The following is a 25594-nucleotide window of genomic DNA, read 5'->3' on the forward strand; positions in this document are numbered from 1 at the left end:
CAATGGCCACTACTACATCGGCCGCGCCCCCGGCGATCGGCATCTTCGAACGCTATCTGTCGATCTGGGTCGCTCTGTGCATCGTCGCCGGTATCGGGCTGGGCTTTGCGCTGCCCGGCCTGTTCGCCGTAATCGCCGAGGCAGAAGTGGCCAACGTCAACCTCGTCGTCGCGGTGCTGATCTGGCTGATGATCGTGCCGATGCTGCTCAAGATCGATTTCGGCGCGCTCGGGAGCGTGCGCCAGCATTGGAAGGGTGTCGGCGTCACCCTGTTCATCAACTGGGCGGTCAAGCCCTTCTCGATGGCGCTGCTCGGCACCTTTTTCCTTGGATATCTGTTCGCGCCGCTGCTGCCTGAAGGCGAAATTTCTTCCTATATCGCCGGGCTTATTCTGCTGGCGGCGGCGCCCTGCACGGCGATGGTGTTCGTCTGGTCCAACCTGTGCGACGGTGACCCCGCCTATACGCTGAGCCAGGTCGCCTTGAACGACCTCATCATGGTGTTTGCGTTCGCGCCGCTGGTGGCGCTGCTGCTGGGCGTCGCCGCGATCACCGTGCCTTGGGACACGCTGCTGATCTCGGTCGCGCTCTATATCGTCGCCCCGGTAATCGCCGCGCAGATACTCCGCCGTGCGGTGCTGGCCTCGGGCGGGCAATCGGCACTCAATCGGCTGCTGTCCCGGCTCGGTCCGGTCTCGATGATCGCGCTGCTGGCGACGCTGGTGCTGCTGTTCGGGTTCCAGGGCAAGGCGATCATCGCCCAGCCGCTGGTGATCGCATTGCTCGCGGTGCCGATCCTGATCCAGGTCTATTTCAACGCCGGGCTCGCTTATTGGCTGAGCCGCCGTTTCGGCGTGGCGTGGTGCGTCGCCGCGCCATCGGCGTTGATCGGCGCTTCCAACTTCTTCGAGCTGGCGGTGGCCGCCGCGATCTCGCTGTTTGGGCTCACGTCCGGGGCGGCACTGGCGACCGTGGTCGGCGTATTGGTCGAGGTGCCGGTGATGCTGTCGGTGGTGGCGATCGTGAAGCGGTCGTGCGGCTGGTATGAGCGGGGTGCCGCCGCATGAGCCGTTTGCGAACCCTGTCCGATCCCGATCATCTGCCTGCGCTCGACCCGCGCTATGTCCATGCGCGGGCCGCGCTCGGCCTTGGCGCGGACGCTCCCCCACCCCGCATCCTGCTGCTCTACGGCAGTTTGCGCGAACGATCCTTCTCGCGCCTCGCGGTCGAGGAAGCGGCGCGGTTGCTGCAATTCTTCGGTGCGGAAACCCGCATCTTCGACCCGTCCGACCTGCCGCTGCCCGACCAGCACGCCGGCGACGATCATCCCGCCGTCCACGAGTTGCGCGAACTCTCGATGTGGTCGGAAGGGCATGTCTGGTGCAGCCCCGAACGCCACGGCCAGATCAGCGGCATCATGAAAACGCAGATCGACCATCTGCCGTTGGAGATGGGCGGGATGCGCCCAACACAGGGCCGCACGCTGGCGGTGATGCAGGTGTCAGGCGGCTCGCAGTCGTTCAACGCGGTCAACACCCTGCGCCTGCTTGGCCGCTGGATGCGGATGGTGACGATCCCCAACCAGTCGAGCGTGGCGACGGCCTACAAGGAGTTCGACGAGGACGGGCGCATGAAGCCGTCTAGCTATTATGACCGGATCGTCGATGTGATGGAGGAACTGGTGCGGTTCACGGTGTTGCTCCGACCTCATGCCGGCCAGCTCGTCGACCGCTATTCGGAGCGTAAGGCGGCGGGCGTGTCGGTCGATCCGGCGACGGACCTGTCGACGATCGCGATCGGGCAGACCGCTACGCCCGTTCAGCAGGCATAACGGGGATTTACGCTTCTAAGGATTTACGCCTTTACGCTTTTGCTGTTCGCCTCCTTTTGCCAGTGGAAAGAACCGACCTAGCGGGGACCAAGCTGCTCGTTGCGATCCTGGCTTCGGGCTACAGATTGAACCTCTCCAACAGCACGCGCCGTTGCGACACCGGATGCGCGTCGATCTCCAGAGCCACGAACCGACCCCGGTATTCGACGACCATGTCCGGGCAGTAGCGATTCCAGGCCTGCGCCATCATCGTCAGGCCGATGCGCTAACTCGGCCGTCAGGCATTTCCCATGGGTCGCGGTGCGTCAGACCGCCTGGACCGTGACGCCAGAATCGAGGGCGCGACGGCGCCAGTCACCGTCAGCCCGGTCAGATTGGAGGGGCCACAAACGTCGTTCCCCCAACGGCTGCTTTAGACCAACCCCTATTCATGCCGCCCTTGTAGGCAACCGCCCGCCTAGTGCCGCCAACCCCGCAAGGGGGTTCCCCTGCGCTTTGCTCCGGTGACGGCGGCGTTCGCCCGCCTCCTTCAGCGTCATCGGGGATGGTCCCCGAGCAACCGAAGGAACAGACATCATGGCCACCATCGCAAACCTCACCCAGAAGCAGGACGGCAGCCTGGAAGGCACGCTCGCCACCCTCAACGTCACCGCCCAGATCGCGGTGATCCAGAACACCCGCAAGACCAAGGAAAACGAGCCTGACTTCCGGATCATCAGCCGCAAGAACGGCTTCGAGCTGGGCGCCGGCTGGAACCGCTTCTCCCAGAACACGGGGGCGGAATACATCTCAGTCTCGCTCTCGGCTCCCGAGTTCGGAACCATCTACGGCAACGTCGCTCCGGCCCCCGGCGACGACCCTCTGAAGAAGGTCATCATCTGGAACCCGCCGAGCTGATCGCCACCCCGAGCCGGCCTCGCCCCCGCGAGGCCGGCTCTTTCCTTACCACTGGCAAAAGGGGCGATCATGAGCCGCCACGTCATCACCGTCAGCACCGAGACCGCGACCGACGATAACGCCGTCGTGGGCTACGACCCGCCGCTTCGCACCCACTTCATCCAAGGGTTCGAATATCCGAAGACTGAGCAGCCAGTCCTCTGGCTCGGCACGCGCCTTGAGCAATATCCGACCTTGCTGATGCTGCTCGCCGATCTCGATGCCCGCGGCTACCAGATCGACGGCCTCACCGTCGACACCATGGCCGACATGGGCGCGGAGGCGTCCCGCCCTTCGTCGCCAAGCCTTGTCGAGCGATACGGCTGGCCGCTCCGATAAGCCCGAACAGCGGCGGCGCCGATGCGTCGCCGCTGACTTCCCTGTGCGAACCGTCTCCTCCTCACGTCCCGTAGTTCGGCCTCTGGTCGACAACCGGGGTCGCCGCCCCATTCGGCAGCCGACGCATCAAACCTGAAAATGTCGGCTCAACGCTGGTTGGGAGCGCTCGCGCGTGCCCGAGAGGCCAGGGTCCGGCAACGGCGGTCAGGTGCGGCAGGTCAAGCAGCTCCTGACCGCCGGGGAGCCACCCCGCTCTTTGAGGCTCATTCCTTGGTCCGGCGCATGGCCTGACGCCATCAACCCGTAAAGGGTCCGCTTACGCTGCGCGTGCGGCCTTCAGGCTGCGCCTGTGCGGTGATCGCGGCCATGCGCCCGACACTTCGGGAGCCTGTCGAGCGGGGATGGTCCCCGCCTCTGAGACAGGAGCCGAAAATGTCCAACTCCCTGAAAACCGCCCAAGCCTATGCCTGGAGCCTCGCGCGCAGTCTCATGGTCTGCATTATCGTATTTCGCGCCGAGAACGGCATGTTCGGCGCCATGCCGGCTACCGAATGGGACGGCGATCCCGAGAGCGTCATCCGCGAGGTCGATCCTTTCGTCTGATGCGACAAATAATCTGCCTGGAGCTCAGTCGGCAAGGTTGGCGCCTCTGTCGGCGCCCGCTGCGATATTGGCCGATGTTCACGCCTGAAAGTTACAGCTAACCTTCCTCGATCTCGGCGACCAGATCGACAGGCTTTGCGCCAAGCGCCGACGCCAGATGAAAGAGCGTGACCACGGTTGGATTGCGCAGTCCGCGCTCCAGATCGCTCACATATTGCTGGGTGACGCCCGAAATCTCGGCATAACGCTCCTGGGTGAAACCTTTCTCCCGTCTCAGTCTCGCAAAGTTCAGGCCCACAAGCCGACGCATATCCATGCGTGCCACGCTGGACGATACACACTATCGGGTTTATCCCCTATAAGATGTATTCCGCGAGAGCGACGCGCAGCGTTTCACGATCGAACGCTAGGGAGCCGAGTCGTATTGTTGAGCGTATTGACTTTGGGGCTAGGGAGATGCCCATGAAAACACCACCGCTCGACCCCGATGTCATGGATACGGCCCCTGATTCCGCCGTTCTCACCCCCTATGACGAAGATCATCTCATCACCTATCTTCGCCTGCTGGATGCCGAGAGTGATGACGCGGACTGGACCGAAGTTGCTCGCGTCATCCTGCACATCGATCCCGACAAGGAGCCGGATCGCGCGCGCGCAGCATGGACCACGCATCTCGCACGCGCGCACTGGTTGGCCAAATCCGGCTACAAACACTTGCTGCGCGGGGGGCCGCCGAACTGAACCGGCTACCATTGCGCCGGTTCCGCCATCTCCTTTGGTGATAGCGTCATGACCGCTGCCCGGCTGGTCAAATACACGTCACACGCGAAGCTTCCGCCCTTGTGCCGCGACGCATGAAGCGCGGCCCTTTTGGGAGGTGGCGCAATGCACAAGACAGACTGGCGCTCTCCGGCGGAATATCGGCCCCTGCAACACTATGACCGCGCCGGTTTCGCCTGGGAGATTGTTCGACGTAATCAGGACTATTGCCGTGAATACCGGCGCATCCAGCGCATGAAACCGCCAGATCCCGTTGTGATCGAGCGGTTCGTCAAACGCTGGGGGTTACGATTTCGGTGCTGACCCGAAAATAGACTTCAAACGACAATTCATTTTCTGGACCCCGGAGGTTCTACCGACCGTATTGCATATCCAGGCTGTCCGGCCGGAGATGACGGTCTATCCGCTCGATCCGGACGAGCTGCTGGCTGCGGGGATCGTTCATCGCGGTGTGGCAAGTCAGGACGCCAGCATCATCGGGCCGAATGCGCTCCACCGGCTATGGCTCGACGGCTACGACACCGGCACGATGGCCGTGACCCTGCCGCTCGATCTTGTTTATGACGACCGGGCTGCCGCCGCGATGCGTCTCTGGCGGACCCTGAAGGGGCTGAAGCCTGGCTCGGAACCCATGCCGCTCAGCGACTATGCGCGCGGCCAGCTCATCCTCGCGATACGGCTGCTCGACGCCGAACATAGCGGCGCCACCGAGCGTGAGATGGCGCAGGCCATCCTTAAAACCAGCGCCCGTGATCGGCGGACATGGCTGGCGACCGAGCACCGCTCCAGACTGCGGCGTCTGCTCGCCAAGGCACGCGCATTGCTGGCTGGAGGCTATTTCCAGTTGTTGTCGCCGCCGCCGCGCCGGCCTCGGCGAAAGCCGTAATAATTATACCCCCTTAAAGTCGACACTCCCCTCACGCTGTCGCGCTTCGCCAACCTGTCCTCCGACCCGCTGACGGCCACCGCCGTCCGCCAAGATGCTCGGAAGGCTTGTTCATGCACCCGAATACCGACTTCGCCGCGCTCCCCCCATCGCAGTTTCTGCGCACGCCGGATGCCGGGAGGTTTCTCGGACTTTCGCCGCGCACCCTCGAAAAGCACCGGACCTACGGGACCGGCCCGACCTATCGCAAACTTGGCGGCCGCATCGTCTACCGTGTCGATGATCTGCGCAAATGGGCCGATCGCGGCCTGCGCAGCTCAACCTCTGATCCGGGCACCGGGACAGTCTTCGCCGCACGCCCCCTCACGCCCGAGGAAATGTCCTCGGCCAGCGGACGCTGACCCTCGACATGGCCGGTAATCGCCGCCCGCTGGGAATGAGTGAACGCGCGCGGCTCGATCCGTTCGAGGCGCTGGGTGAGAGTGTCCCGCCGCGCGACCAGCGCGACCTCATGGAGCGCCCCTTCTTCTCGCTCGCCAAGGCCCGCCGCATCGCGCCAATCCTCTACAAATCCGGCGAGACGGAGGTGCAGGTCTATGCCGTCCCCGAACATGGTCTGGCGACCATCTGGGACGCCGACATCCTGATCTGGGCGGCGAGCCAGCTTCTTGCCGCCGACGATCGCGGGGTGCCGACATCGCGCTTCTTCCGATTCACGCCCTATCAGCTCCTCATCGCAATCGGGCGCGGCACCGGCGCGCGTAATTATCTGCTGCTGAAAGGTGCGCTGAGCCGCCTGCAATCGACCGTTGTTCGCACCACCATCCGCCACGGCGAGCATTGGCGACGCCAGCAATTCTCCTGGATCAACGAGTGGGAGGAACTGACCACACGCACCGGGCGGATCGAAGGCATGGAATTCGTGCTGCCCGACTGGTTCTATCAGGGCGTTCTCGATCGCCGCCTCGTTCTCGCGATCGACCCCGGCTATTTCCGCCTGAGCGGCGGTATCGAACGCTGGCTCTACAGGATCGCGCGCAAACATGCCGGCCGCCAGCCCAATGGCTGGCGCTTCGAGCTGCGCCACCTCCACGCCAAGAGCGCCAGCCAGTCGCGCTTCTCCGATTTCGCACTTCATATTCGCGGCATCGTCCGGCGTCAGCCGCTCCCCGGCTACATCCTCGAACTGGAACCGGGGAGCGGTTCCAACGTGCTGCTGGTGATGCGTCCCAGCGTCATCGAGATCGGTTGGCGGCCTGTGGATAACTCGCCGCGCCGGAATTCTCGTATCGGTACTTCGGACGCAACCGCTATCGGCACTTCGAACGCAATATTATCGGTACTTCGAACGCACGGATCGCAGTTAAACCTTTGGTCTGGTTCCGAAATCCGTGACTCTAAAGACTCTAAATCAGAATCTAAAGATAAGGTAGAGGCGCGCGGCGCCGGGGATAAGTCAGCTTTTCGCTCGGTAGATCGTGGACCGGCGACGGGACCGCGAAACGGGCCGGAGCGCCGCTCATGATCGTCGCGCTCCTCAACCAGAAGGGCGGCGTCGGCAAGACGACGCTCGCGCTGCACCTCGCCGGACAATGGGCGAGCCAAGGGCGCCGCGTCCTGCTGATCGACGCCGACTCCCAAGGTTCTGCGCTCGACTGGTCGCAGCAACGCGCCGCCGAAGGGCTGCCCCGGCTGTTCGGCGTGATCGGCCTTGCCCGCGACACCCTGCACATCGAGGCGGCCGAGCTGGCGCGCGGCATGGATCATGTCGTTATCGACGGGCCGCCGCGTGTCGCCACCTTGCTGCGTTCGGCGCTGTTCGCCTGCGATCTCGCGCTGATCCCGGTGCAGCCATCGCCGCTCGACGGCTGGGCGTCGGCCGAGATGCTGAAGCTGATCGACCAGGCGCGCATCTTCAAGCCCGAGATTGACGCGCGCTTCCTGCTCAACCGCTACCCGGCGCGCACGCTGATCGCCCGCGCCACCGCCAACAGCCTCGCCGACCATGATCCGCCGCTGCTCACCCGTCATGTCGGCCAGCGCGTCGTCTTCGCCGACGCCATGCAGACCGGGCGGCTTGTGTCGGAGATCGATCCCGACAGCGCCGCAGCGCGTGAGATCGCCGCGCTGGCGGCCGAAATCGAGGCGATCAAATCATGACGGCGCGCACGCCCAGGACAGGCTTCGCGTCCCGGCCCGCTGCGGCCGAGGCGTGGATTGCGGGGCCAGAGGACGCCACACCACCAACCACCCCGTCGCCGCCCGTCAACAGCGCCAGACTGACGATCGACGTGACGCCCCATTTGCGGCGACGCCTCAAACTCGCGGCGCTCCAGCGCGGCGTTTCGGTCGCCGACATGCTGCGCGAATTGCTCCACCGCGAATATCCCGATGACAGGGAAACCACGTCATGAGCGCCGCCAACCGTGACGACCGCACGCGCGTCGATCTGCTGTGGATCGAGCGGCGCATCGAACGCTGGATACGTTTCGGCTGCCTAGTCGAGGATCAGATTCTCGACCGCCGGCGCCGCCGCATCGCCTTCGCGCCGGACAGCGTGTTCGCCTACGTCCGTTGGGCGTCCAACGACTTCGGCACGCTGGTGTCGCGCATCGACATCCTGCGCGCCGTCTCTCCGGGCGAACCCTATCAGACCGTGCCGGGCGTCACCCCCGGGGGCGAGGTTCTGTTGCGCGTCAATGGCTGGCCCAAGGTCCAGCGCGTGTTCGAGGCGATCGACGCCGTGGACGCGCTGGACATCGATCCCGCCGACGCCGCGCCCGACCATTGGCGACACGTCCACAATCGTCTCGCGGCGCAGGAAAGCCCGCGCCCCTACACGCTGGAGCGTCATCACGCCTGGCTCGCCCGCAAGGAAGCATTGCAATGAGATTGCGCTGGGGAACGCTGGTGACGATGGTCGTGGCCGTCAACGTCGTCGCGATATCGATGTGGATCAATCCGCCGCCGAAGCTGATCTGGAACGCCTCGGCCAGCGTGCCGATCGGCTTCTACACCGTCCGGCCGGCCCATGATCTGCGCGTCCGCGATCTCGCCGTCGTGACGCCGCCGGACGACGTCGCCAGGCTCCTGGCGGCGGGCGGTTATCTGCCGCTCGGCGTGCCGCTGATCAAGCCGGTCGCGGCGCTGCCGGGCCAGAATGTATGCCGCAGCGGCGTCGCCATCACCATCGACGGAAAGCCGTTCGGAACTGCGCGGGAACGGGATCGGCTGCATCGACCGCTGCCCGTCTGGGAAGGGTGCCGTGTCGTCGCGCTCGACGAGATTTTCTTCATGAACGCGGACCGCAGCGACAGCCTGGACGGCCGCTATTTCGGGCCGCTGCCCGCATCGTCCGTGATCGGTCGCGCGACGCCGCTGCGCACGCGGGCACCTTCCTGATCGCTTTCCCCCTGCCAGCACAAAGGAGATTGGCAATGTACGCAGGCACCTTCAAACCCACCGCGAACGGCTATTCGGGCCGCATTCGGATGTTCGGTATCGACGAAGCCGTTATCATCGTTCCCGCCGAACCGAACGACGCCGAGAACGCCCCAGACTACCGTGTCCATCTCGACGAAGAAGCCGGCCCGGAGATCGGCGCGGGATGGAAGCGAGTCGGCGAGAAGGCCGGCGACTATGTGTCGATCGAGATCGACAGTGCGATCTTCGCAGGCCCGCCTTTGCGCGCCAATCTGTTCCGCGCCGATAACGACGGCACGACATTCAATCTGTCGTGGAACCGCCCTCGACCGCGCGAAGACCGGAGCTGATCGGTTGCGCCCGCGTCGCCGTTCCATGCGCGGCCGGGCGCTGTCGCTGGCGTGGCTCGCCATCATAGCGAGCGCGCCGGCGATGGTCTTTCCCGATCCCGCCGCTGCGCAAACCAGCACTTCAGAATCCGTCGATCCTGTCGCCCGCCATGTCGCCGAGGCGTCACGGCGTTTCGGCATTCCGCAGGCGTGGATATGGGCGGTGATGCGCGCCGAAAGTGCGGGCGACGTGCGCGCCGTCTCCCGTGCCGGCGCGATGGGCCTGATGCAGATCATGCCCGACACCTGGACCTATCTGCGCGCCCGGCATGGTCTCGGCGACGACCCCTATTATGTCCGCGACAACATCATCGCGGGCACGGCCTACCTTCGCGAGCTACATGACCGCTTCGGCTCGCCCGGATTTCTCGCCGCCTATAATGCGGGACCGGGGCGCTATGAACAGCATCTCGCAACCGGCCGACCGCTCCCCCGAGAGACCCGCGCCTACCTCGCGATGCTCGCCCCGATGGTCGGCGGATCGCAGCCTGGGCGCGCAAATATCGCACCCTCCGATCCACTGGAGTGGACGCGCGCGCCGCTATTCGCCATGCGCGCGGCGGATACCCATGGCGCACCGCGAGCCACAACCGAGACGCCGCCGGATGACGAAACGGCCGCACAGGCTGTTGCGCCCGAAGAGCATCCCGACCGCTTGTTCATCCCTCTTTCCGGACGGGAACCGTCATGACGCGGGCTGGCGTGCCCTGTCGCATCATAGGGTGCAAACGGATACAGGCGGTCGGAAGCCGTTGGAATTTGGGGAGAAGCAGGGAGGCATGGCCAGATAAAAGGACCGCCGTCTACCGGGGTCCATGTGGTTGGTTCTGCGTGCTTTTCTTGTCGGCTCCCAAAATGAGCCTGCCAGCCGCGCTTTCAGAAAACGACCTAAAATCAATCCGCGCGCGTATGGCAGCCGCCATTCGACCCGGAATCCGCGTCCGATGAGCGCCCGCGACGACGATTTCAGGGTCCGCCCAGGACGGCCAGGCGACGGCGCCAGCCAAGGCAAGCAGGCCAAGTCGTTCGTCGGTCAGGTGATGCGCGCCGCCAAGAAGGCCGGACACACCGGACGCGGCTTTGGATCGGCCCGGAAAGGCGGCGGAGGATCGCGCTTCGGTCGCGGCAATGCCGCAGGGTCCAGTCGCGCCCGACGGCCCGACATGCGCCGCGTCATCGTCAAGATGCGCGTCGTGCGTCACGCCGGGACGAAGTTCCGGGCCGCGCCGATCGCCCGGCATGTGGCTTATCTGGAGCGCGAGGGCGTCACCTGCGATGGCGCGCCTGCCCAGATGTTTGATGCCGGCACTGACCGGGTCGATGGCGAAGCCTTCGCCGCGCGCTGCGAAGACGACCGGCACCATTTCCGGTTCATCGTCTCGCCCGAGGACGCCGGCGAAATGCAGGACCTGCGCGCCTTCACCCGCGAACTGATGACCGACGCCCAGCGCGATCTCGGCACATCGCTCGACTGGGTGGCCGTCGATCACTGGAACACCGACAATCCGCATATCCATGTGCTGGTGCGCGGCCGCGCCGATGACGGCGGTGATCTTGTCATCAGCCGCAACTATGTGCGCGAGGGATTCCGGGGGCGAGCCGAGGATCGCGTCACGCTCGAACTCGGCCCGCGCAGCGAGCGTGAGATCCAGGCGGCGTTGCGCAAGGACGTGGATGCGGAACGATGGACCGGCCTGGATCGGACCTTGCGCGGCATCGCCGACCATCATGGCGGCATCGTCGATCTTCGTCCCGAAAGCGGTTTGCACGATCCGGAAGAACGACGCCTGCTGGTTGGCCGGGTGCAGAAGCTCGAACGGCTCGGTCTCGCCGATCCTATCGGCCCCGCGTCATGGACGCTGAAGCCCGGCGGCGAAGAAACCTTGCGGGCACTGTCGATCCGTGGCGACATCATCAAGACCATGCACACGGCAATGTCGCGCGGCGTCGGCGCGCCCGATATCGCGTCCTTCGCCATCCATGACGAACAGGTCGCTGATCCCGTGCTGGGCCGCCTGGTCGAACGCGGCCTGCATGACGAACTGGCGGGCACGGCCTACGCCGTCGTCGAAGGCGTGGACGGGCGCACCCATCATCTGCGGTACAGCGATATCGATATGACGGGGGACGCGCGGCCCGGTGCGATCGTCGAACTGCGGTCCTGGGCGGACAACAAGGGCCAGCAACGGCATTCGCTCGCCACCCGCTCCGACCTCCCGCTGGATCGGCAGGTCACGGCCGAGGGCGCGACCTGGCTCGACCGCCATTTGATCGCGCGCGATCCGCCCCCGCTGGGCGGCGGGTTTGGTGCATCGGTGGCGACCGCACTCGCTGCCCGCGCCGATCATCTCGTTGATGAAGGATTGGCGCGGCGCCAGGGCCAGCGCTTCATCTTCGCTCGTAATCTGATCGACACGCTGAAGCAGCGCGAACTGGACGGCGCCACCGCCCGGATCGCCGCCGAGACCGGCCTTCCACACAGGCCGTCGGTTCCCGGCGATCATGTGACCGGCATCTACCGCCAGCGCCTCACGCTGGCGTCGGGCCGGTTTGCGATGATGGATGATGGGCTCGGCTTCCAGCTCGTGCCGTGGCGGCCGGCGCTCGATCCGCAGCTGGGCAAACACATCTCCGGAACGATGACGCCGAGCGGCGGGGTGGACTGGAGTTTTGGGAAACAGCGTGGGTTGGGGCTTTGATTGCCGACGATCAGACCCTTGCATGGCGATGCGGTCAAAATGCAGTGTTGGTGAATGCCAATGGGGTTGGTAACGACCCATTGTACGAATTCGCGTTACACGGCGAATCGCCGACGCTAGATTCTCGAAAAGTTCTCCGAACCTGAGGCTGGGATATTGAACTGACCTATGACGACCGCGCGCCACATCGTTGCACTGCTGCAAAGCCATATAGATGGAGACGAAGATCGCTTCCTCTCCGTGGCAACGCAGCTTGCCGCGCATGAGGCGAGGCAGGGTCATGGGAAGCTTGCCCAGGAGCTGCGCGAACTGGTCGACGCCGCCAAGGGCAAAAGCTCGACGGTGGCCCGGCGCGGGGCCGGCCCGGTGCCGATGGCGCAGCCGAAGGGCGAGCTCGTCGGCCTTCTCGAAGCCCGCTATTCCGACATCCGCCTGTCCAGTATGGTGCTTAAGCCCGAGTTACAGGATCGACTGGCCCGCGTGCTGCGCGAGCAGCGCCAGCAGGAGCGGCTGCGCGCGCGTGGCCTCTCTCCCCGCCGCAAGCTGTTGCTTGTGGGTCCGCCTGGCGCGGGCAAGACCATGACTGCGGCGGCCTTGGCGGGCGAGTTGAAGCTGCCCCTTTTCACCGTCCTCTATGACGGGTTGATCGGCAAACTCATGGGCGAGACCGCCACGCGGCTGCGTCTCGTCTTTGACGCCGTCGCGATGCAGCGCGGCGTCTATTTCTTCGATGAGTTCGACGCGATCGGCGCCCAACGCGCCGGGCCGAACGACGTGGGCGAAATCCGCCGGGTGCTCAATTCATTCCTCCAGTTTCTGGAGAATGATGATGGTCCGAGCCTGATCATCGCGGCCACCAACCACCCCGAGCTGCTCGATAAGGCGCTCTACCGCCGGTTCGACGATGTCATCACTTATGACTTGCCTGATCCGTCCGTTGTGCAGGGGATTATCGAAGCCCGGCTTGCGACGTTTGATCTCAAGTCGATTGAATGGACTTCCGTGCTCGATTCTGCCGCGCATCTCTCCCAGGCCGAAGTCGCCAGGGCGGCCGACGAGGCGGCCAAGGTCGCCGTTCTGGACGACCATGACGGTGTGACGACCGCAACGCTGCTGACCGCCCTGACGGAGCGGCGCGCGGCGATCCTCTAAGCATAGAGTCCCAATGGCTGTACCTCCCCGCGATCGCCCCCATTTCCATGTCGAAGGCGGCGGCCAAAACGAGGCTTACACGTCACCCCGTCTGGTGATTAGCGGCCTTCCCCCGGCGCGGGTCCGCGCCGCACACGCTGCACGTCTTGAACTCGCGATCGGAACGGCGCTCGCCGCTGGTCGTCAGCGTATCGCCGAACGGGAAGACGGCGTCGCCGAAGGCAAGCCGGGCTTCTATCTGGAATTCGATATCCCGATCGCGGAGCGCGGCGCGGTCGAAGCCCTGGAAAACAAACCCAAGGCCATCGAGCTTGTCGCCGTGCGGCCCACGGTCGAAGGCGACGAAATGGTCTCGGCTACGGTGTTCGTCCCCGAAACCGCTGCCGATTTCTTCGTCAAGAAGATCGAGGCCTATCGCGACGAGCAGACGCGGACCGGCAAGCCCAAGAACGAGGCCCTAATCGCGCGGATCGACGACATCCGGGTCGCCGTCGCCCGCTCCTTGTTCACCGATGACGCTCAGTATTTTCCCGCCGATGGTCGCCCAGTCTGGTGGGAAGTCTGGCTGCGGGATGGCGGCCTCGATATCTTCCAGTCCGTCGCCGCCAAGCTCGAAGTCGCGATCAAGGAGCACGTCATCAGTTTCCCAGAGCGCGATGTCGCGCTCGCCCTCGCGGATGAAGTGACGATGGATCGGCTGCTCCGCAATTCCGATGCCGTCGCCGAACTGCGCCTGGCCAAGGACACGCCATCGCTTTTTCTAGAAATGCGCACGGTCGATCAGGCCGATTGGGCGAACGATCTGGTTGACCGGATCACGCAACCGTCGCCCTTGGCGCCGGCGGTCTGCATTCTCGACAGCGGAGCGACGCAGGCCCACCCCCTCATCGCACCGGGGCTCGATGCGGCCGATCAACATAGCTACGAGAACGCTTGGGGTGTCGGCGACAGCGTCTATTGGAACGGCCACGGTACGTCGATGGCCGGCATCGCGCTCTATGGCGATCTTGAAACTGCCCTTTCCCACGGCGAGCCAGTGGCGCTCGGCCATCGCCTCGAAACGGTGAAAATCCTGCCGCCGACGGGACAGAACGAGCCTAGACTTTACGGCGCGATCACCGCGACCGGCATCGCCCGCGCAGAAGATCATGCCCCGCGTCGCCGCCGGGTATTCTGCATGGCCGTCACCAGCAACGTCGGCTTGGGCCGCGGACGGCCATCATCCTGGTCCTCGTCGGTGGACCAGCTTTGCTATGGCGGCGGTGACAGACGGCGGCTGATGGTCCTTGCTGCGGGCAACGTGCGCGGCGATATCCATCCGGCCGAGTATCCCGACCGCAACGACCTCGAAGAGGTAGAGAGCCCGGCGCAAGCCTGGAATCCGCTCGTGGTCGGAGCCAGCACCGACAAGATCACCATTACCCATCCCGACTATGACGGATGGACGCCTGTCGCTCCGGCCGGCGACCTCTCACCGGCGAGCCGGACATCTGCCATCTGGGATCGGCAATGGCCGATCCGCCCGGATGTCGTCTTCGAGGGCGGCAACTTCGCGCATGACGGCGCCAACCCGGCCTCGGCGATCGACGACCTTCAGCTCCTCACCACCCACTATCGCCCGAACATGCGCCTGTTTGAGGCGTTCGGCGACACCAGCGGCGCGGCTGCGCTCGGCGCAAACCTCGCCGCTGGCGTCATGACCGCGCGGCCGACGCTCTGGCCGGAGACGGTACGCGCGCTGATCGTGCATTCCGCCGAATGGACGCCCGCGATGCGCCAGCGGTTCGACGCGGCCGGCTCGCAGGCCCAAAAATTGGCGATGCTGCGCCGTTATGGTTGGGGCGTGCCCGATCTCGACCGGGCGCTGATGAGCGCGGCGAACGACGCGACGCTGATGGTCGAGGACGCCCTGTTGCCGTTCCGCAAGGACGGTTCGGCGATCAAGACGCGCGACATGAACCTGCATCGGCTTCCCTGGCCGCGCGCCGAACTGGCCGCGCTCGGCGATCTGGACGTCGAGCTGCGGATCACCCTGTCTTACTTCGTCGAGCCCAATCCCGGTGAGCGCGGCTGGACGCGGCGGCATCGCTACGCTTCGCACAATCTCCGCTTCGCGGTGAAACGATCGCTCGAAGGCTTGGAGGCGTTCCGGCAGCGCATCAACAAGGCCGCTCAGGACGAAGAGTCCGGCGCTGTTGGGGGCGGAGCCGGCGGCGACTCATGGGTGTTGGGTACGATCCGCGACCGCGGCTCGATCCATAGCGACATCTGGCGCGGTAGCGCCGCGGCCCTGGCGGAACGCGACGCGATCGGCGTCTTTCCGGTGAGCGGTTGGTGGAAGGAGAAACCCGCGCTCCAGCGGTGGGACCGATCAGCACGCTATGCGCTGTGCGTGTCGATCCGCGCACCCGAGGCCAACATCGACCTCTATACCGCCATCGCCAATCAGATTGCTGTCCCGATCCCAGCAGCCTAGCTGTTTCAGACTGCCGGGACTGACTACAGACCGCTCCGCCACTCCCTGTCTTTGCACGCCATAGCCGCCGTTCCTGCGACGCGTGCCCGAGACCCCTTGTAGAACCGGCCACCGGCTCCCGACCTTGAAGGCATTTGCCGGGAAGGAAGGGCCGTGTCCGCCACCAAAATCCTCTGGGGCCAGATCCTCGTGGTGTTCGCAATCGTGCTGGCGTCGGTCTGGTCCGCGACCCAATGGACCGCAGTGGCGCTGGGGCACCAACCCCAGCTCGGCCCGCCCTGGTTCACGGCGTTCGACGTGCCGATCTATCCACCGCTCGCCTTCTTCTGGTGGTGGTTCTCCTTCGACGCCTACGCGCCGGATATCTTCCAGCGCGGCGCCTATATCGCGGTATCGGGCGGCTTCCTGTCGATCATCGTCGCCATCGGCATGTCGGTGTGGCGCGCGAGAGAGATCCGCAACGCCGAGACCTTCGGCACCGCGCGCTGGGCGACCGTCAAGGAAATCCGCGGCGCCGGCCTGCTCGGCGATGACGGCGTGGTGCTGGGCCGGTTCGCGCGTGAATATCTGCGCCATGACGGTCCCGAACATGTGCTCTGCTTCGCGCCAACCCGCAGCGGCAAGGGCGTCGGCCTGGTGGTGCCCTCGCTGCTGACCTGGCCGGGATCGGCCATCGTTCACGACATCAAGGGCGAGAACTGGGGCCTGACCGCGGGCTTTCGCGCCCGGTTCGGCAAGGTGCTGCTGTTCGATCCGACCAATGCGGCTTCGGCCGCCTACAACCCGCTGCTCGAAGTCCGGCGCGGCGAATGGGAAGTGCGCGACGTCCAAAATGTCGCCGACGTCCTGGTCGACCCCGAAGGCAGCCTTGAGAAACGCAACCATTGGGAAAAAACCAGCCACGCGCTGTTGGTCGGCACGATCCTGCACGTCCTCTACGCCGAACCCGACAAGACGCTGGCCGGCGTCGCCAACTTCCTGTCGGACCCCAAGCGGCCGATGGAGACGACGCTGAAGGCGATGATGCTGACCCCGCATCTTGGCGAGGCCGGCGTCCATCCCGTTGTCGCCTCAGCCGCGCGCGAGCTGCTCAATAAATCGGAGAATGAACGGTCGGGCGTGCTATCGACCGCCATGTCCTTCCTTGGCCTCTATCGCGATCCCGTCGTCGCGGCCGTCACCCGGCAATGCGACTGGCGCATCGCCGATCTGGTCGACGGCGCCCATCCGGTCTCGCTCTATCTGGTGGTGCCGCCCAGCGACATCAGCCGAACCAAGCCGCTGATCCGCCTGATCCTCAACCAGATCGGCCGCAGGCTGACCGAAGACTTGAAGGCGAAGGACGGGCGGCACCGCATGCTACTGATGCTCGACGAGTTTCCGGCGCTGGGACGGCTCGACTTCTTCGAGAGCGCGCTGGCGTTCATGGCGGGCTACGGAATGAAGGCGTTCCTGATCGCCCAATCGCTCAACCAGATCGAGAAGGCCTACGGGCCGAACAACGCCATTCTCGACAATTGCCATGTGCGGGTGTCGTTCGCGACCAATGACGAACGCACCGCCAAACGGGTGTCCGACGCGCTGGGAACGGCCACCGAGATGCGGGCGATGAAGAACTATGCCGGGCACCGGCTTTCGCCCTGGCTCGGCCATCTGATGGTGTCGCGTTCGGAAACCGCTCGCCAGCTCATGACGCCGGGCGAGATCATGCAGCTTCCGCCCGACGATGAAATCGTCATGATCGCCGGCTTGCCGCCGGTGCGCGCAAAGAAGGCGCGCTACTTCACCGACCGGCGCTTCACCGCACGCCTGTTGCCCGCGCCCAAAACCCAGCGATCCACGACCGCACCCCGCCCGGACGATTGGACGGCATTGGCAGCGCCGCCCCGCCCCGTTCTCGCGGACCCGGCATCCGCCGACGGATCGAGCCGCAACCCCGGTAAACCGGCCAAGCCTACAGCCGCGAGCCAGAGCGACACCGCCAACGCCAATATCCGGCGCGAGCCAGGCCTGCCCGATCATGAGGAAGTGGTGCGCGAAAGCCCCGCGCCCACGCCGGAGTTCGCGTTCGACGATACGGAGGCGACCGACAACGACGCCGCGATCCAGCGCCGGATGCAGCGCCTCGCGCGGCAGGCCAGCCTCGACCCCGGCGACGGCATCCAGCTCTGAGACGAAGGAACCGCCATGCGCATCAAACACACATTTCGTCTGCCCGCCGATCTGTCCGGTCGGCTGGCCGATTATGCGGCGAGGAAGCGCGTTGCCCAGACCCAGATCGTAGAGGCGGCGCTGCTGTCGTTCCTCTCGCCCGATGGGTCCGAACGGCTGGAGGCAGCGATTGGCCGTCGTCTTGATCGGCTGTCGCGCCAGGCCGACCGGCTCGAACATCATGTCGGGATCTCGAACGAGGCGATGGCGCTGTTCGTCCGCTTCTGGCTGACCACGACCCCGCCCTTGCCGGATACCGCGTTCGCCGCCGCCCAGGCCAGCGGCCGGGAACGCTATCGCGGGTTCGTCGAGTCGCTCGGCCGGCGCATGGAGACCGGCGCGAGCCTGGCCCGTGAACTGTCCGAAGATATGAAAGCTACGCCAGAGCACGTTACTGAGAATTTCGACAAATAAGCCAAACCCGCCGATCGTTTCTATTTGCACGCCATCGCACGACGCCTTGATTTTAGTGTTGCGATTGCCGGCTTTGTGTCTCTCTTACTCGTCCCCGATCGCTGCGCGCGTCGCCCGGCGGTCTTTGCAGGGGACAAGTCGTGCAGCATCAACAGGTGGGATCGGAGGCGGATTCTCGCGGCGCGCGTATGCTGCGCACCGCGCTCGGCCCGTCGATCGCCGCCTGGCTCGCCGACCCGGCCATCGTCGAAGTCATGCTCAATCCCGACGGGCGCCTCTGGGTCGACCGGCTCGGTGAAGGCCTTGCCGACACGGGCGAGCGACTGTCTCCTGCCGACGGCGAGCGCATCATCCGTCTGGTCGCGCATCATGTCGGCGTCGACGTCCATGCGCGCAGCCCGCGCGTGTCGGCCGAACTGCCCGAGACCGGCGAGCGGTTCGAAGGACTGATCCCACCCGTCGTCGCTGCGCCCGCCTTTGCGATCCGCAAGCCCGCCGTCGCGATCTTCACCCTCGACGATTATGCTGAAGCGGGGATTATGTCCCGCCTCCAAGCGGCGGTGCTGCGCAAGGGCGTGGTCGATCGCTGCAATATCCTGGTGGCGGGCGGTACTTCGACCGGCAAGACCACGCTCACCAATGCGCTGCTGGCCGAAGTCGCCAAGACTTCGGATCGCGTCGTTCTGATCGAAGACACCCGCGAGCTGCAATGCGCCTCGCCCAATCTCGTGGCGCTCAGGACCAAAGACGGCGTCGCCTCGCTTTCGGATCTGGTGCGGTCCTCGCTGCGCCTGCGCCCCGACCGCATCCCCATCGGCGAGGTGCGCGGTGCCGAGGCGCTCGATCTCCTCAAAGCCTGGGGCACTGGCCATCCCGGCGGCGTCGGCACCATCCACGCTGGCTCCGCGCTGGGCGCGCTGCGCCGCATGGAACAGCTCATCCAAGAAGCGGTCGTGACCGTACCGCGTGCGCTGATTGGCGAGACGATCGACATGGTGGCGGTGCTGGCGGGACGCGGATCGGAACGCCGCCTGGCCGAACTGGCTCGCGTCGATGGCCTCGGTCCGAGCGGCGACTACGCGCTCACCCAGCTCCCATGCCCTTTGCCCGTTTCCGTGCCGGCCGTTCCGGTCGCATTCTCAGCAGGAGAAGCCTCATGATCGTTCCTATCCCGAGCTTGCGGCGGCCGATCGCCGCCGTCTCGCATATGCGCCAGCAGGTCGCCGCTGGCGCATTGGCGTGCGTCGTGGCTGTGACCCTGTCGGCCCCGGCGCGCGCCTCCGGTTCGTCGATGCCCTGGGAAGCCCCTCTCCAGTCCATCCTCGAATCGATCGAAGGGCCGGTGGCGAAGATCATCGCCGTGATTGTGATCATCGTCACCGGCCTGACGCTCGCCTTTGGCGATTCCGGCGGCGGCTTTCGCAAGCTGATCCAGATCGTGTTCGGTCTGTCGATCGCCTTCGCGGCGTCGAGCTTCTTCCTGTCGTTCTTCAGCTTCGGCGGCGGGGCGCTGATCTGATGCTGGAGGATGGCGAAGTCGCGGGCTTCTACGCCCCGGTGCACCGGGCGCTGACCGAGCCGATCCTGCTCGGCGGCGCCCCGCGCGCCGTCGCTATCGCCAACGGCACATTGGCCGCCGCGATCGGCGTCGGCCTCCAGCTCTGGATCGCCGGCGGCGTGCTGTGGCTGATCGGCCATCTGGCGGCGGTGTGGGCGGCCAAGCGCGACGCGCAGTTCCCCGACGTCGCCCGCCGCCACCTCCGCTATCCCGCCTATCTGCGCGTCTGAGGCTCGCCCCCATGATGAACCTCACCGAATATCGCAATCGCGCCAGCCATCTGGCCGACTTCCTGCCCTGGGCCGCGCTGGTCGCCGAAGGGATCGTCCTGAACAAGGACGGTAGTTTCCAACGGACGGCGAAGTTTCGCGGTCCCGATCTGGACTCGGCGACGCCCGCCGAACTGGTCGCCGTCACCTCGCGGCTGAACAACGCCCTGCGCCGGCTCGGATCGGGCTGGGCGATCTTCGTCGAGGCGCAGCGCGTGCCGGCGGGCGGCTATCCCGAGAGTGATTTTCCCGACGTCGCCTCCGCGCTCGTCGATCGCGAACGGCGCGCGCAGTTCGAGGAACAGGGCAGCCACTATGAGAGCGGCTATTACCTGACCCTGCTGTGGATGCCGCCCGCCGAAGACGCCGCGCGTGCGGAAAGTTGGCTCTACGAGGGCCGCGCCAAGAATGGCGTCGACCCCTGGGAGCTGGTCGGCGGCTTCGCCGATCGCACCGACCGGGTGCTGCAACTGGTCGACGGGTTCGTACCCGAGGTTCGCTGGCTCCAGTCGGACGAAACCCTGACCTATCTGCACTCGACGATCTCGACCCGCCGTCAGCGCGTCCGTGTGCCCGAGACCCCGATGCACCTCGACGCGCTGCTGGCCGATGAACCGCTGACCGGCGGTCTCGAACCACGCCTGGGCGATCATCATTTACGCACGCTGACCATCACCGGCTTTCCGTCGATGACCTGGCCGGGCCTGCTCGACGAACTGAACCGGCTGGCCTTTCCCTATCGCTGGGCGACGCGCGCGGTGATGCTCGACAAGACCGACGCCACCAAGCTGTTGACGAAGATCAGGCGGCAATGGTTCTCCAAGAGGAAGAGCGTCGCCGCGATCCTGCGCGAGGTGATGACCAATGAGGCATCGACGCTGCTGGACTCCGATGCGTCGAACAAGGCCGCCGATGCGGACGCGGCGTTGCAGGAACTGGGCGCTGACGATGTCGGACAAGCCTATGTCACCGCCACCGTGACCGTCTGGGATACCGATCCCGGCATTGCCGCCGAGAAGCTCCGGCTGGTCGAGAAGGTCATCCAGGGCCGGGATTTCACCTGCATCGCCGAGGGCGTCAACGCGATTGAAGCCTGGATGGGCAGCTTGCCCGGCCATGTTTACGCCAATGTCCGGCAGCCGCCGATCAGCACCTTGAACCTGGCGCATATGATCCCGCTGTCGGCAGTCTGGGCCGGGCCGGAGCACGATGAGCATTTCGACGCGCCGCCCCTGCTCTTCGCCAAGACCGAAGGATCGACGCCATTCCGGTTTTCGCTCCATGTCGGCGACGTCGGACACACCCTGATCGTCGGGCCGACCGGCGCCGGAAAATCGGTGCTGCTGGCCCTGATCGCCATGCAGTTCCGCCGCTATCAATCCGGCCAGGTGTTCGCCTTCGACTTTGGCGGTTCGATCCGCGTGGCGTCGCTGGCGATGGGCGGCGACTGGCAGGATCTCGGGGGAAGCTTGTTCGATGGGGCGGCGGGCAGTGTGTTCCTGCAACCGCTTGCCCGCATCGACGACCCTGCCGAACGTAACTGGGCGTCAGAATGGCTTGCCGCCATCCTGACCGCCGAGGGTGTGACGGTCGATCCCCAGGTGAAAGAGTATCTCTGGTCGGCGCTCGGATCGCTCGCCAGTGCGCCCGTTTCCGAACGCACGCTGACGGGCCTCGCCGTCCTCCTCCAGCAGCAGCAGTTGAAACAGGCGCTCGGCCCATACTGTGTCGGCGGGCCTTATGGCCAGTTGCTCGATGCGGAATCCGAACATCTGGGCGACGCCGATGTCCAGGCGTTCGAGACCGAAGGGCTGACCGGCACCGGCGCCGCGCCCGCCGTGCTCTCTTATCTGTTCCACCGGATCGAAGGCCGGCTCGACGGATCGCCGACCCTGATCATCATCGACGAAGGCTGGTTGGTGTTGGACTCGCCCGCCTTCGCCCAGCAGCTCAAGGAATGGCTGAAGACGCTCAGGAAGAAGAACGCCAGCGTCATCTTCGCCACCCAGAGCCTCGCCGATATCGAGACCAGCACGATCGCGCCGGCCATCGTCGAATCCTGCCCTACGCGCATCTTCCTGCCCAATGAACGCGCGGTCGAACCGCAGATCACCGGCATCTACCGGCGTTTCGGGCTGAACGACCGCCAGATCGAAATCCTCAGCCGCGCCACCCCCAAGCGGGATTATTACTGCCAGTCGCGGCGCGGCAACCGGCTGTTCGACCTGGGGCTGGGCGATGTGGCGCTCGCCTTCACCGCCGCCTCGTCGAAGACCGATCAGGCGCGCATCGCCGAACTGCTCGCCGAACATGGCCGCGACGGCTTCGCCGCCGCCTGGCTGCGCACCCGCGGCCTGGACTGGGCCGCCGATCTTCTTTCCCCCGCAGACCAGGAGAGTGAGCCATGACCCGTTTCCAATTGCGCCATGCGATGATCGCCGGCGTCGCCATGATCGCCATCGCCGGCGCATCGGCCCCTGCCAACGCCCAGTTCTTCGGCGGGATCGTCTATGATCCCACCAACTACGCCCAGAATGTGCTGACCGCCGCCCGCTCGCTCCAGCAGATCAACAACCAGATCCAGTCCCTCCAGAACGAGGCGTCGTCTCTGGTCAACGAGGCGAAAAACCTCGCCAGCCTGCCATTCTCCTCGCTCCAGCAACTACAGGCGCAGGTCGCCCAGACCCAGCAGCTTCTCGGCCAGGCGCAGCGCATCGCCTATGACGTCCAACAGATCGAACAGGCGTTCTCGACCCGCTATCGCAACATCGACCTCAATGCGTCCGACCAGGCGCTGATCGACGGCGCGCAGGACCGCTGGGAAACCAGCGTCGCCGGGTTCGAGGATGCGTTGAAGGTCCAGGCTGGCGTGGTCGGCAATATCGACGGCACGCGCACCGCCATGTCGAACATCGTCGGCGCCAGTCAATCGGCATCCGGGGCGTTGCAGGCGGCGCAGGCCGGCAACCAGCTTCTCGCCCTGCAATCCCAGCAGATCGCGGACCTCACGGCGCTTCTCGCGGCGCAGGGACGTGCCCAGTCGCTCGAATCCGCCCGCGACGCCGCCACCGAAGCGCAAGGGCGCGAGCAGTTCCGCCGCTTCATGACGCGCAGCGGCAACTGATCGGACGCGGCCAGGCATCGGCCGGAAAGGGAGAATGGGAATGAGCCGCAGCGCGAAGATCGCAGGCGTGGCGCTGGCCGCGGGCATATTGCTGGCCACCGCCATCGTCATCGCCGTCGATGACCGGCCGGCGGAGAAGGCCCCGCCGCGGATCGAGGCGATCGGCGCCGATCCGCTGCGCGCCGAGCTGGACCGCTGCCGCACCCTGACCATGCCCGACGCCGGTTGCGAGGCGGCGTGGGAAGATCATCGCCGCCGTTTCCTCGGCCGCGACCCTGCCGACCGACAGACCGATACCGCAACAGCCATGAGTGCGCCGGACAACGGGCTTGATGCCGAGCCTTCCAGCGAGCCGGTCACGGACCCCTTGACCGAAATACCCGCCATTGCCGCCGACAAGGCGGCCACGTCTGCATCCGAGTTGGGCCGCTGACATGAACGACGTCGGCGTCATCAACCGCTTCCTCGACACCTTCAACAGCTACATCGACAGCGGGTTCGGACTGCTTGGCGGCGAGATCGCCTTCCTCACCACCACCCTGATCGTCATCGACATCACGCTCGCCGGCCTGTTCTGGGCCTGGGGCGCCGACGAGGACGTCATGCACCGGCTGGTCAAGAAGGTGCTTTATGTCGGCTTCTTCGCCTTCGTCATCGGCAATTTCTCCGCGCTCGCCGGGATCGTGTTCGACAGCTTCGCCGGGCTGGGCCTGAAGGCCAGCGGCGCCAGCATCAGCCTCGCCGATTTCATGAAGCCCGGCAGCGTCGCCGCCACCGGGTTCGATGCGGGCGAACCGCTGCTCGACGCCATCGGCGATCTGATGGGGTTCCGCAGCTTCTTCGCCAACTTCATCCAGATCGCGGTGCTGCTGATCGCCTGGGTGATCATTCTCATCGCCTTCTTCATCCTGTCGGTGCAGCTCTTCGTCACCCTGATCGAGTTCAAGCTGGTGACGCTGGCCGGCTTCGTGCTGCTGCCGTTCGCCCTGTTCAACAAGACCGCCTTCCTCGCCGAAAAGGTGCTGGGCAATGTCGTGGCGTCCGGCGTCAAGGTTCTGGTGCTCGCGGTCATTGTCGGCATCGGCACCGGCCTGTTCGCCGAGTTCACGACCGCGTTCAGCGGAACACCCACCGCCGAGGAAGCCATGTCCGTCACGCTCGCGGCCCTGGCGTTGCTCGGTCTTGGCATCTTCGGCCCCGGCATCGCCACCGGGCTGGTTTCCGGCGCGCCCCAGCTCGGCGCGGGCGCGGCGGTTGGGACCGCACTCGCGGTCGGCGGCGCGGCGATGGCGGGCGGCATGGGCGCGCGTATGGCGATGGGCGGCGCGGCCTCCACCATCGGCGGCGGCGTCAAGGCCGGTGCGGCCGCCGCACGCGGTGGCGCTCATGCCTCGGGCGCGGCCGCCAGCGCCTACAGTCTCGGCTCGCTCGGCAAGAGCGGCGGCAGCGCGGTCGCGGGCGGTATGTCCGCCGTAGGCCAAGCGGCGGTCGGCGGGGCGGTCAATGCGGCCGCATCCCCGTTGAAGAAGGTCGCCGCCAAGGCCGGCGGCGCCATGAAATCCAGTTTCACGTCAGGCGCGCGCGCCGGGTTCACCGCGACCGGCGGCACGATCACCGGAGGGGCCGCGCCCGCGTCCGCTGATGCGAGCCTGGCCGCCGCAGGATCATCCGCTGCTGGCGGCCCGCCGGCCTGGGCGAAGGCGATGAAGCGTAGCCAAGCCATGAAGGCGGGCGTCTCGGCCACGACCCATGCCGTGCGCTCCGGCGACCGCGGCGGCGGCGGCGCCTCGGTCGATCTTAGCCAGAAGGATTAGCCCCATGTTCCGACGCCCCTCGACCCGCTATGGCAAGACCCCCGAACCCGAGACGCCCTACCAGCGCGCAGCCCAAGCCTGGGATGACCGTATAGGCTCGGCGCGCGTGCAAGCGAAGAACTGGCGGCTCGCCTTTTTGGGCACGCTCGTCCTCTCGGGCGGTCTCGCCGCCGGTCTGATCGTTCAGGGCGCGCGCGGCACGATCGTCCCCTGGGTTGTCGAGGTCGACAAACTTGGCGAAGCCCAGACCGTAGCGCCCGCCGAGGCCGGCTACCGGCCCAGCGACCCGCAAATCGCCTTCCATCTCGCGCGTTTCGTCGAGCAGGTCCGCAGTGTCCCGGCCGACCCGGTCGTCGTCCGTCAGAACTGGCTGCGCGCGTATGACTTCACCACGGATCGCGGCGCGCTGGCGCTCAACGACTATGCCCGCACCAACGACCCGTTCGCCAATGTCGGCAGGGTCCAGGTCGCGATCGACGTCTCCAGCGTGATCCGCGCGTCTCCGAACAGTTTCCGCATCGCCTGGACCGAGCGTCGCTATCAGGACGGCCAACTGGCCGGCACCGAACGCTGGTCGGCCATCCTCACCATCGCCATTCAGCCGCCGCGCAATCCCGAGCGGCTGCGCAAGAATCCGCTGGGCGTGTTCGTCACGGCGATCAACTGGTCGAAGGAGCTGGGCCAATGAAC

At 65.8% G+C, this 25594-nt stretch carries 31 protein-coding genes; 29 read left to right on the forward strand and 2 right to left on the reverse strand.

Annotation, left to right across the window (positions count from 1 at the left end):
- The first annotated feature begins 2 nt into the window (after positions 1-2).
- Positions 3-1067: an ACR3 family arsenite efflux transporter gene (gene arsB / locus WFR25_RS16035; RefSeq protein ID WP_336972250.1), complete on the forward strand. Its 1065-nt coding sequence runs from the start codon at positions 3-5 to the stop codon at positions 1065-1067.
- Positions 1064-1831 carry an arsenical resistance protein ArsH gene (gene arsH, locus WFR25_RS16040; protein WP_119036707.1) on the forward strand — a complete coding sequence of 256 codons (768 nt, stop codon included), beginning with the start codon at positions 1064-1066 and terminating at the stop codon, positions 1829-1831. The genes arsB and arsH overlap by 4 nt, the downstream gene beginning before the upstream one ends.
- Positions 1832-1949: 118 nt before the next feature.
- Here the strand turns inward: arsH and WFR25_RS16045 are convergent, their stop codons facing one another.
- Positions 1950-2081 (reverse strand): hypothetical protein, encoded by a 132-nt coding sequence (locus WFR25_RS16045; protein ID WP_281271786.1) that lies wholly within the window; start codon positions 2079-2081, stop codon positions 1950-1952.
- A gap of 326 nt (positions 2082-2407) precedes the next feature.
- Between WFR25_RS16045 and WFR25_RS16050 the strand changes: the two genes are divergently transcribed.
- The 3 genes from WFR25_RS16050 to WFR25_RS16060 all read left to right on the forward strand — a co-directional run bounded on the left by WFR25_RS16050 (position 2408) and on the right by WFR25_RS16060 (position 3709).
- On the forward strand, positions 2408-2728 hold the full coding sequence (locus tag WFR25_RS16050; RefSeq protein ID WP_119036708.1) for a DUF736 domain-containing protein: 321 nt from the start codon (positions 2408-2410) through the stop codon (positions 2726-2728).
- A 69-nt stretch (positions 2729-2797) separates the two neighbouring features.
- Positions 2798-3106, forward strand: coding sequence for a hypothetical protein (locus WFR25_RS16055; protein ID WP_119036709.1), 309 nt, complete (start codon positions 2798-2800; stop codon positions 3104-3106).
- Positions 3107-3538: 432 nt separating this feature from the next.
- A complete protein-coding gene (locus WFR25_RS16060; RefSeq protein ID WP_170151036.1) occupies positions 3539-3709 on the forward strand; it encodes a hypothetical protein in 171 nt (56 codons plus the stop codon).
- 97 nt (positions 3710-3806) lie between these two features.
- Here the strand turns inward: WFR25_RS16060 and WFR25_RS16065 are convergent, their stop codons facing one another.
- A complete protein-coding gene (locus WFR25_RS16065) occupies positions 3807-4019 on the reverse strand; it encodes a helix-turn-helix domain-containing protein (protein ID WP_336972253.1) in 213 nt (70 codons plus the stop codon).
- A 152-nt stretch (positions 4020-4171) separates the two neighbouring features.
- Here WFR25_RS16065 and WFR25_RS16070 point away from each other — a divergent pair, with 152 nt between their 5' ends.
- From WFR25_RS16070 to trbF, 24 genes are all read left to right on the forward strand, one after another.
- Positions 4172-4450: a DNA -binding domain-containing protein gene (locus tag WFR25_RS16070; protein ID WP_119036711.1), complete on the forward strand. Its 279-nt coding sequence runs from the start codon at positions 4172-4174 to the stop codon at positions 4448-4450.
- 144 nt (positions 4451-4594) lie between these two features.
- Positions 4595-4792 (forward strand): transcriptional regulator domain-containing protein, encoded by a 198-nt coding sequence (locus WFR25_RS26640; RefSeq protein ID WP_119036712.1) that lies wholly within the window; start codon positions 4595-4597, stop codon positions 4790-4792.
- An 88-nt stretch (positions 4793-4880) separates the two neighbouring features.
- Entirely contained in the window at positions 4881-5375 is a 495-nt protein-coding gene (locus tag WFR25_RS16075; RefSeq protein WP_119036713.1) for a DNA -binding domain-containing protein, read from the forward strand.
- A gap of 113 nt (positions 5376-5488) precedes the next feature.
- The gene (locus tag WFR25_RS16080) at positions 5489-5776 is read left to right on the forward strand and encodes a helix-turn-helix transcriptional regulator (protein ID WP_119036714.1); all 288 of its coding nucleotides are present in this window, start codon (positions 5489-5491) and stop codon (positions 5774-5776) included.
- A gap of 8 nt (positions 5777-5784) precedes the next feature.
- Positions 5785-6900 (forward strand): replication initiator protein A, encoded by a 1116-nt coding sequence (locus WFR25_RS16085; RefSeq protein WP_119036715.1) that lies wholly within the window; start codon positions 5785-5787, stop codon positions 6898-6900.
- The gene (gene parA / locus WFR25_RS16090) at positions 6897-7535 is read left to right on the forward strand and encodes a ParA family partition ATPase (protein ID WP_119036716.1); all 639 of its coding nucleotides are present in this window, start codon (positions 6897-6899) and stop codon (positions 7533-7535) included. Before WFR25_RS16085 ends, parA begins: the two co-directional genes overlap by 4 nt.
- Positions 7532-7789, forward strand: coding sequence for a ribbon-helix-helix protein (locus WFR25_RS16095; protein WP_119036717.1), 258 nt, complete (start codon positions 7532-7534; stop codon positions 7787-7789). Before parA ends, WFR25_RS16095 begins: the two co-directional genes overlap by 4 nt.
- The gene (locus WFR25_RS16100) at positions 7786-8265 is read left to right on the forward strand and encodes a DUF2840 domain-containing protein (protein ID WP_119036718.1); all 480 of its coding nucleotides are present in this window, start codon (positions 7786-7788) and stop codon (positions 8263-8265) included. Before WFR25_RS16095 ends, WFR25_RS16100 begins: the two co-directional genes overlap by 4 nt.
- Entirely contained in the window at positions 8262-8777 is a 516-nt protein-coding gene (locus WFR25_RS16105) for a S26 family signal peptidase (protein ID WP_119036719.1), read from the forward strand. Before WFR25_RS16100 ends, WFR25_RS16105 begins: the two co-directional genes overlap by 4 nt.
- Positions 8778-8812: 35 nt before the next feature.
- The gene (locus WFR25_RS16110; protein ID WP_119036720.1) at positions 8813-9148 is read left to right on the forward strand and encodes a DUF736 domain-containing protein; all 336 of its coding nucleotides are present in this window, start codon (positions 8813-8815) and stop codon (positions 9146-9148) included.
- Positions 9149-9152: 4 nt separating this feature from the next.
- The gene (locus WFR25_RS16115; RefSeq protein WP_473829111.1) at positions 9153-9878 is read left to right on the forward strand and encodes a lytic transglycosylase domain-containing protein; all 726 of its coding nucleotides are present in this window, start codon (positions 9153-9155) and stop codon (positions 9876-9878) included.
- Between the two features lie 253 nt (positions 9879-10131).
- A complete protein-coding gene (locus tag WFR25_RS16120; RefSeq protein WP_119036722.1) occupies positions 10132-11886 on the forward strand; it encodes a relaxase/mobilization nuclease domain-containing protein in 1755 nt (584 codons plus the stop codon).
- A gap of 168 nt (positions 11887-12054) precedes the next feature.
- Positions 12055-13038, forward strand: a complete 984-nt coding sequence (locus WFR25_RS16125) for an AAA family ATPase (RefSeq protein ID WP_119036723.1) — start codon at positions 12055-12057, stop codon at positions 13036-13038.
- Between the two features lie 13 nt (positions 13039-13051).
- On the forward strand, positions 13052-15514 hold the full coding sequence (locus tag WFR25_RS16130) for a S8 family peptidase (RefSeq protein WP_119036724.1): 2463 nt from the start codon (positions 13052-13054) through the stop codon (positions 15512-15514).
- A 153-nt stretch (positions 15515-15667) separates the two neighbouring features.
- The gene (locus tag WFR25_RS16135) at positions 15668-17686 is read left to right on the forward strand and encodes a conjugal transfer protein TraG (RefSeq protein ID WP_119036725.1); all 2019 of its coding nucleotides are present in this window, start codon (positions 15668-15670) and stop codon (positions 17684-17686) included.
- 15 nt (positions 17687-17701) lie between these two features.
- Entirely contained in the window at positions 17702-18139 is a 438-nt protein-coding gene (locus WFR25_RS16140) for a CopG family transcriptional regulator (RefSeq protein ID WP_119036726.1), read from the forward strand.
- Positions 18140-18327: 188 nt separating this feature from the next.
- Positions 18328-19299 carry a P-type conjugative transfer ATPase TrbB gene (gene trbB, locus WFR25_RS16145; protein WP_119036727.1) on the forward strand — a complete coding sequence of 324 codons (972 nt, stop codon included), beginning with the start codon at positions 18328-18330 and terminating at the stop codon, positions 19297-19299.
- A gap of 47 nt (positions 19300-19346) precedes the next feature.
- Positions 19347-19658 (forward strand): TrbC/VirB2 family type IV secretion system protein, encoded by a 312-nt coding sequence (locus WFR25_RS16150; protein ID WP_119037252.1) that lies wholly within the window; start codon positions 19347-19349, stop codon positions 19656-19658.
- Entirely contained in the window at positions 19658-19927 is a 270-nt protein-coding gene (locus WFR25_RS16155) for a VirB3 family type IV secretion system protein (protein WP_119036728.1), read from the forward strand. The genes WFR25_RS16150 and WFR25_RS16155 overlap by 1 nt, the downstream gene beginning before the upstream one ends.
- An 11-nt stretch (positions 19928-19938) precedes the next feature.
- Entirely contained in the window at positions 19939-22374 is a 2436-nt protein-coding gene (trbE, locus tag WFR25_RS16160) for a conjugal transfer protein TrbE (protein ID WP_119036729.1), read from the forward strand.
- On the forward strand, positions 22371-23090 hold the full coding sequence (trbJ, locus tag WFR25_RS16165; RefSeq protein WP_119036730.1) for a P-type conjugative transfer protein TrbJ: 720 nt from the start codon (positions 22371-22373) through the stop codon (positions 23088-23090). The genes trbE and trbJ overlap by 4 nt, the downstream gene beginning before the upstream one ends.
- 40 nt (positions 23091-23130) lie before the next feature.
- A complete protein-coding gene (gene trbK-alt / locus WFR25_RS16170) occupies positions 23131-23523 on the forward strand; it encodes a putative entry exclusion protein TrbK-alt (RefSeq protein ID WP_119036731.1) in 393 nt (130 codons plus the stop codon).
- A gap of 1 nt (position 23524) precedes the next feature.
- Positions 23525-24904 carry a P-type conjugative transfer protein TrbL gene (trbL, locus tag WFR25_RS16175; protein WP_119036732.1) on the forward strand — a complete coding sequence of 460 codons (1380 nt, stop codon included), beginning with the start codon at positions 23525-23527 and terminating at the stop codon, positions 24902-24904.
- Between the two features lie 4 nt (positions 24905-24908).
- A complete protein-coding gene (gene trbF, locus WFR25_RS16180) occupies positions 24909-25592 on the forward strand; it encodes a conjugal transfer protein TrbF (RefSeq protein WP_119036733.1) in 684 nt (227 codons plus the stop codon).
- Positions 25593-25594 lie beyond the last annotated feature (2 nt).

It is taken from the genome of Sphingobium aromaticiconvertens (assembly GCF_037154075.1).
GTDB classification, from domain to species: Bacteria; Pseudomonadota; Alphaproteobacteria; order Sphingomonadales; family Sphingomonadaceae; genus Sphingobium; species Sphingobium aromaticiconvertens.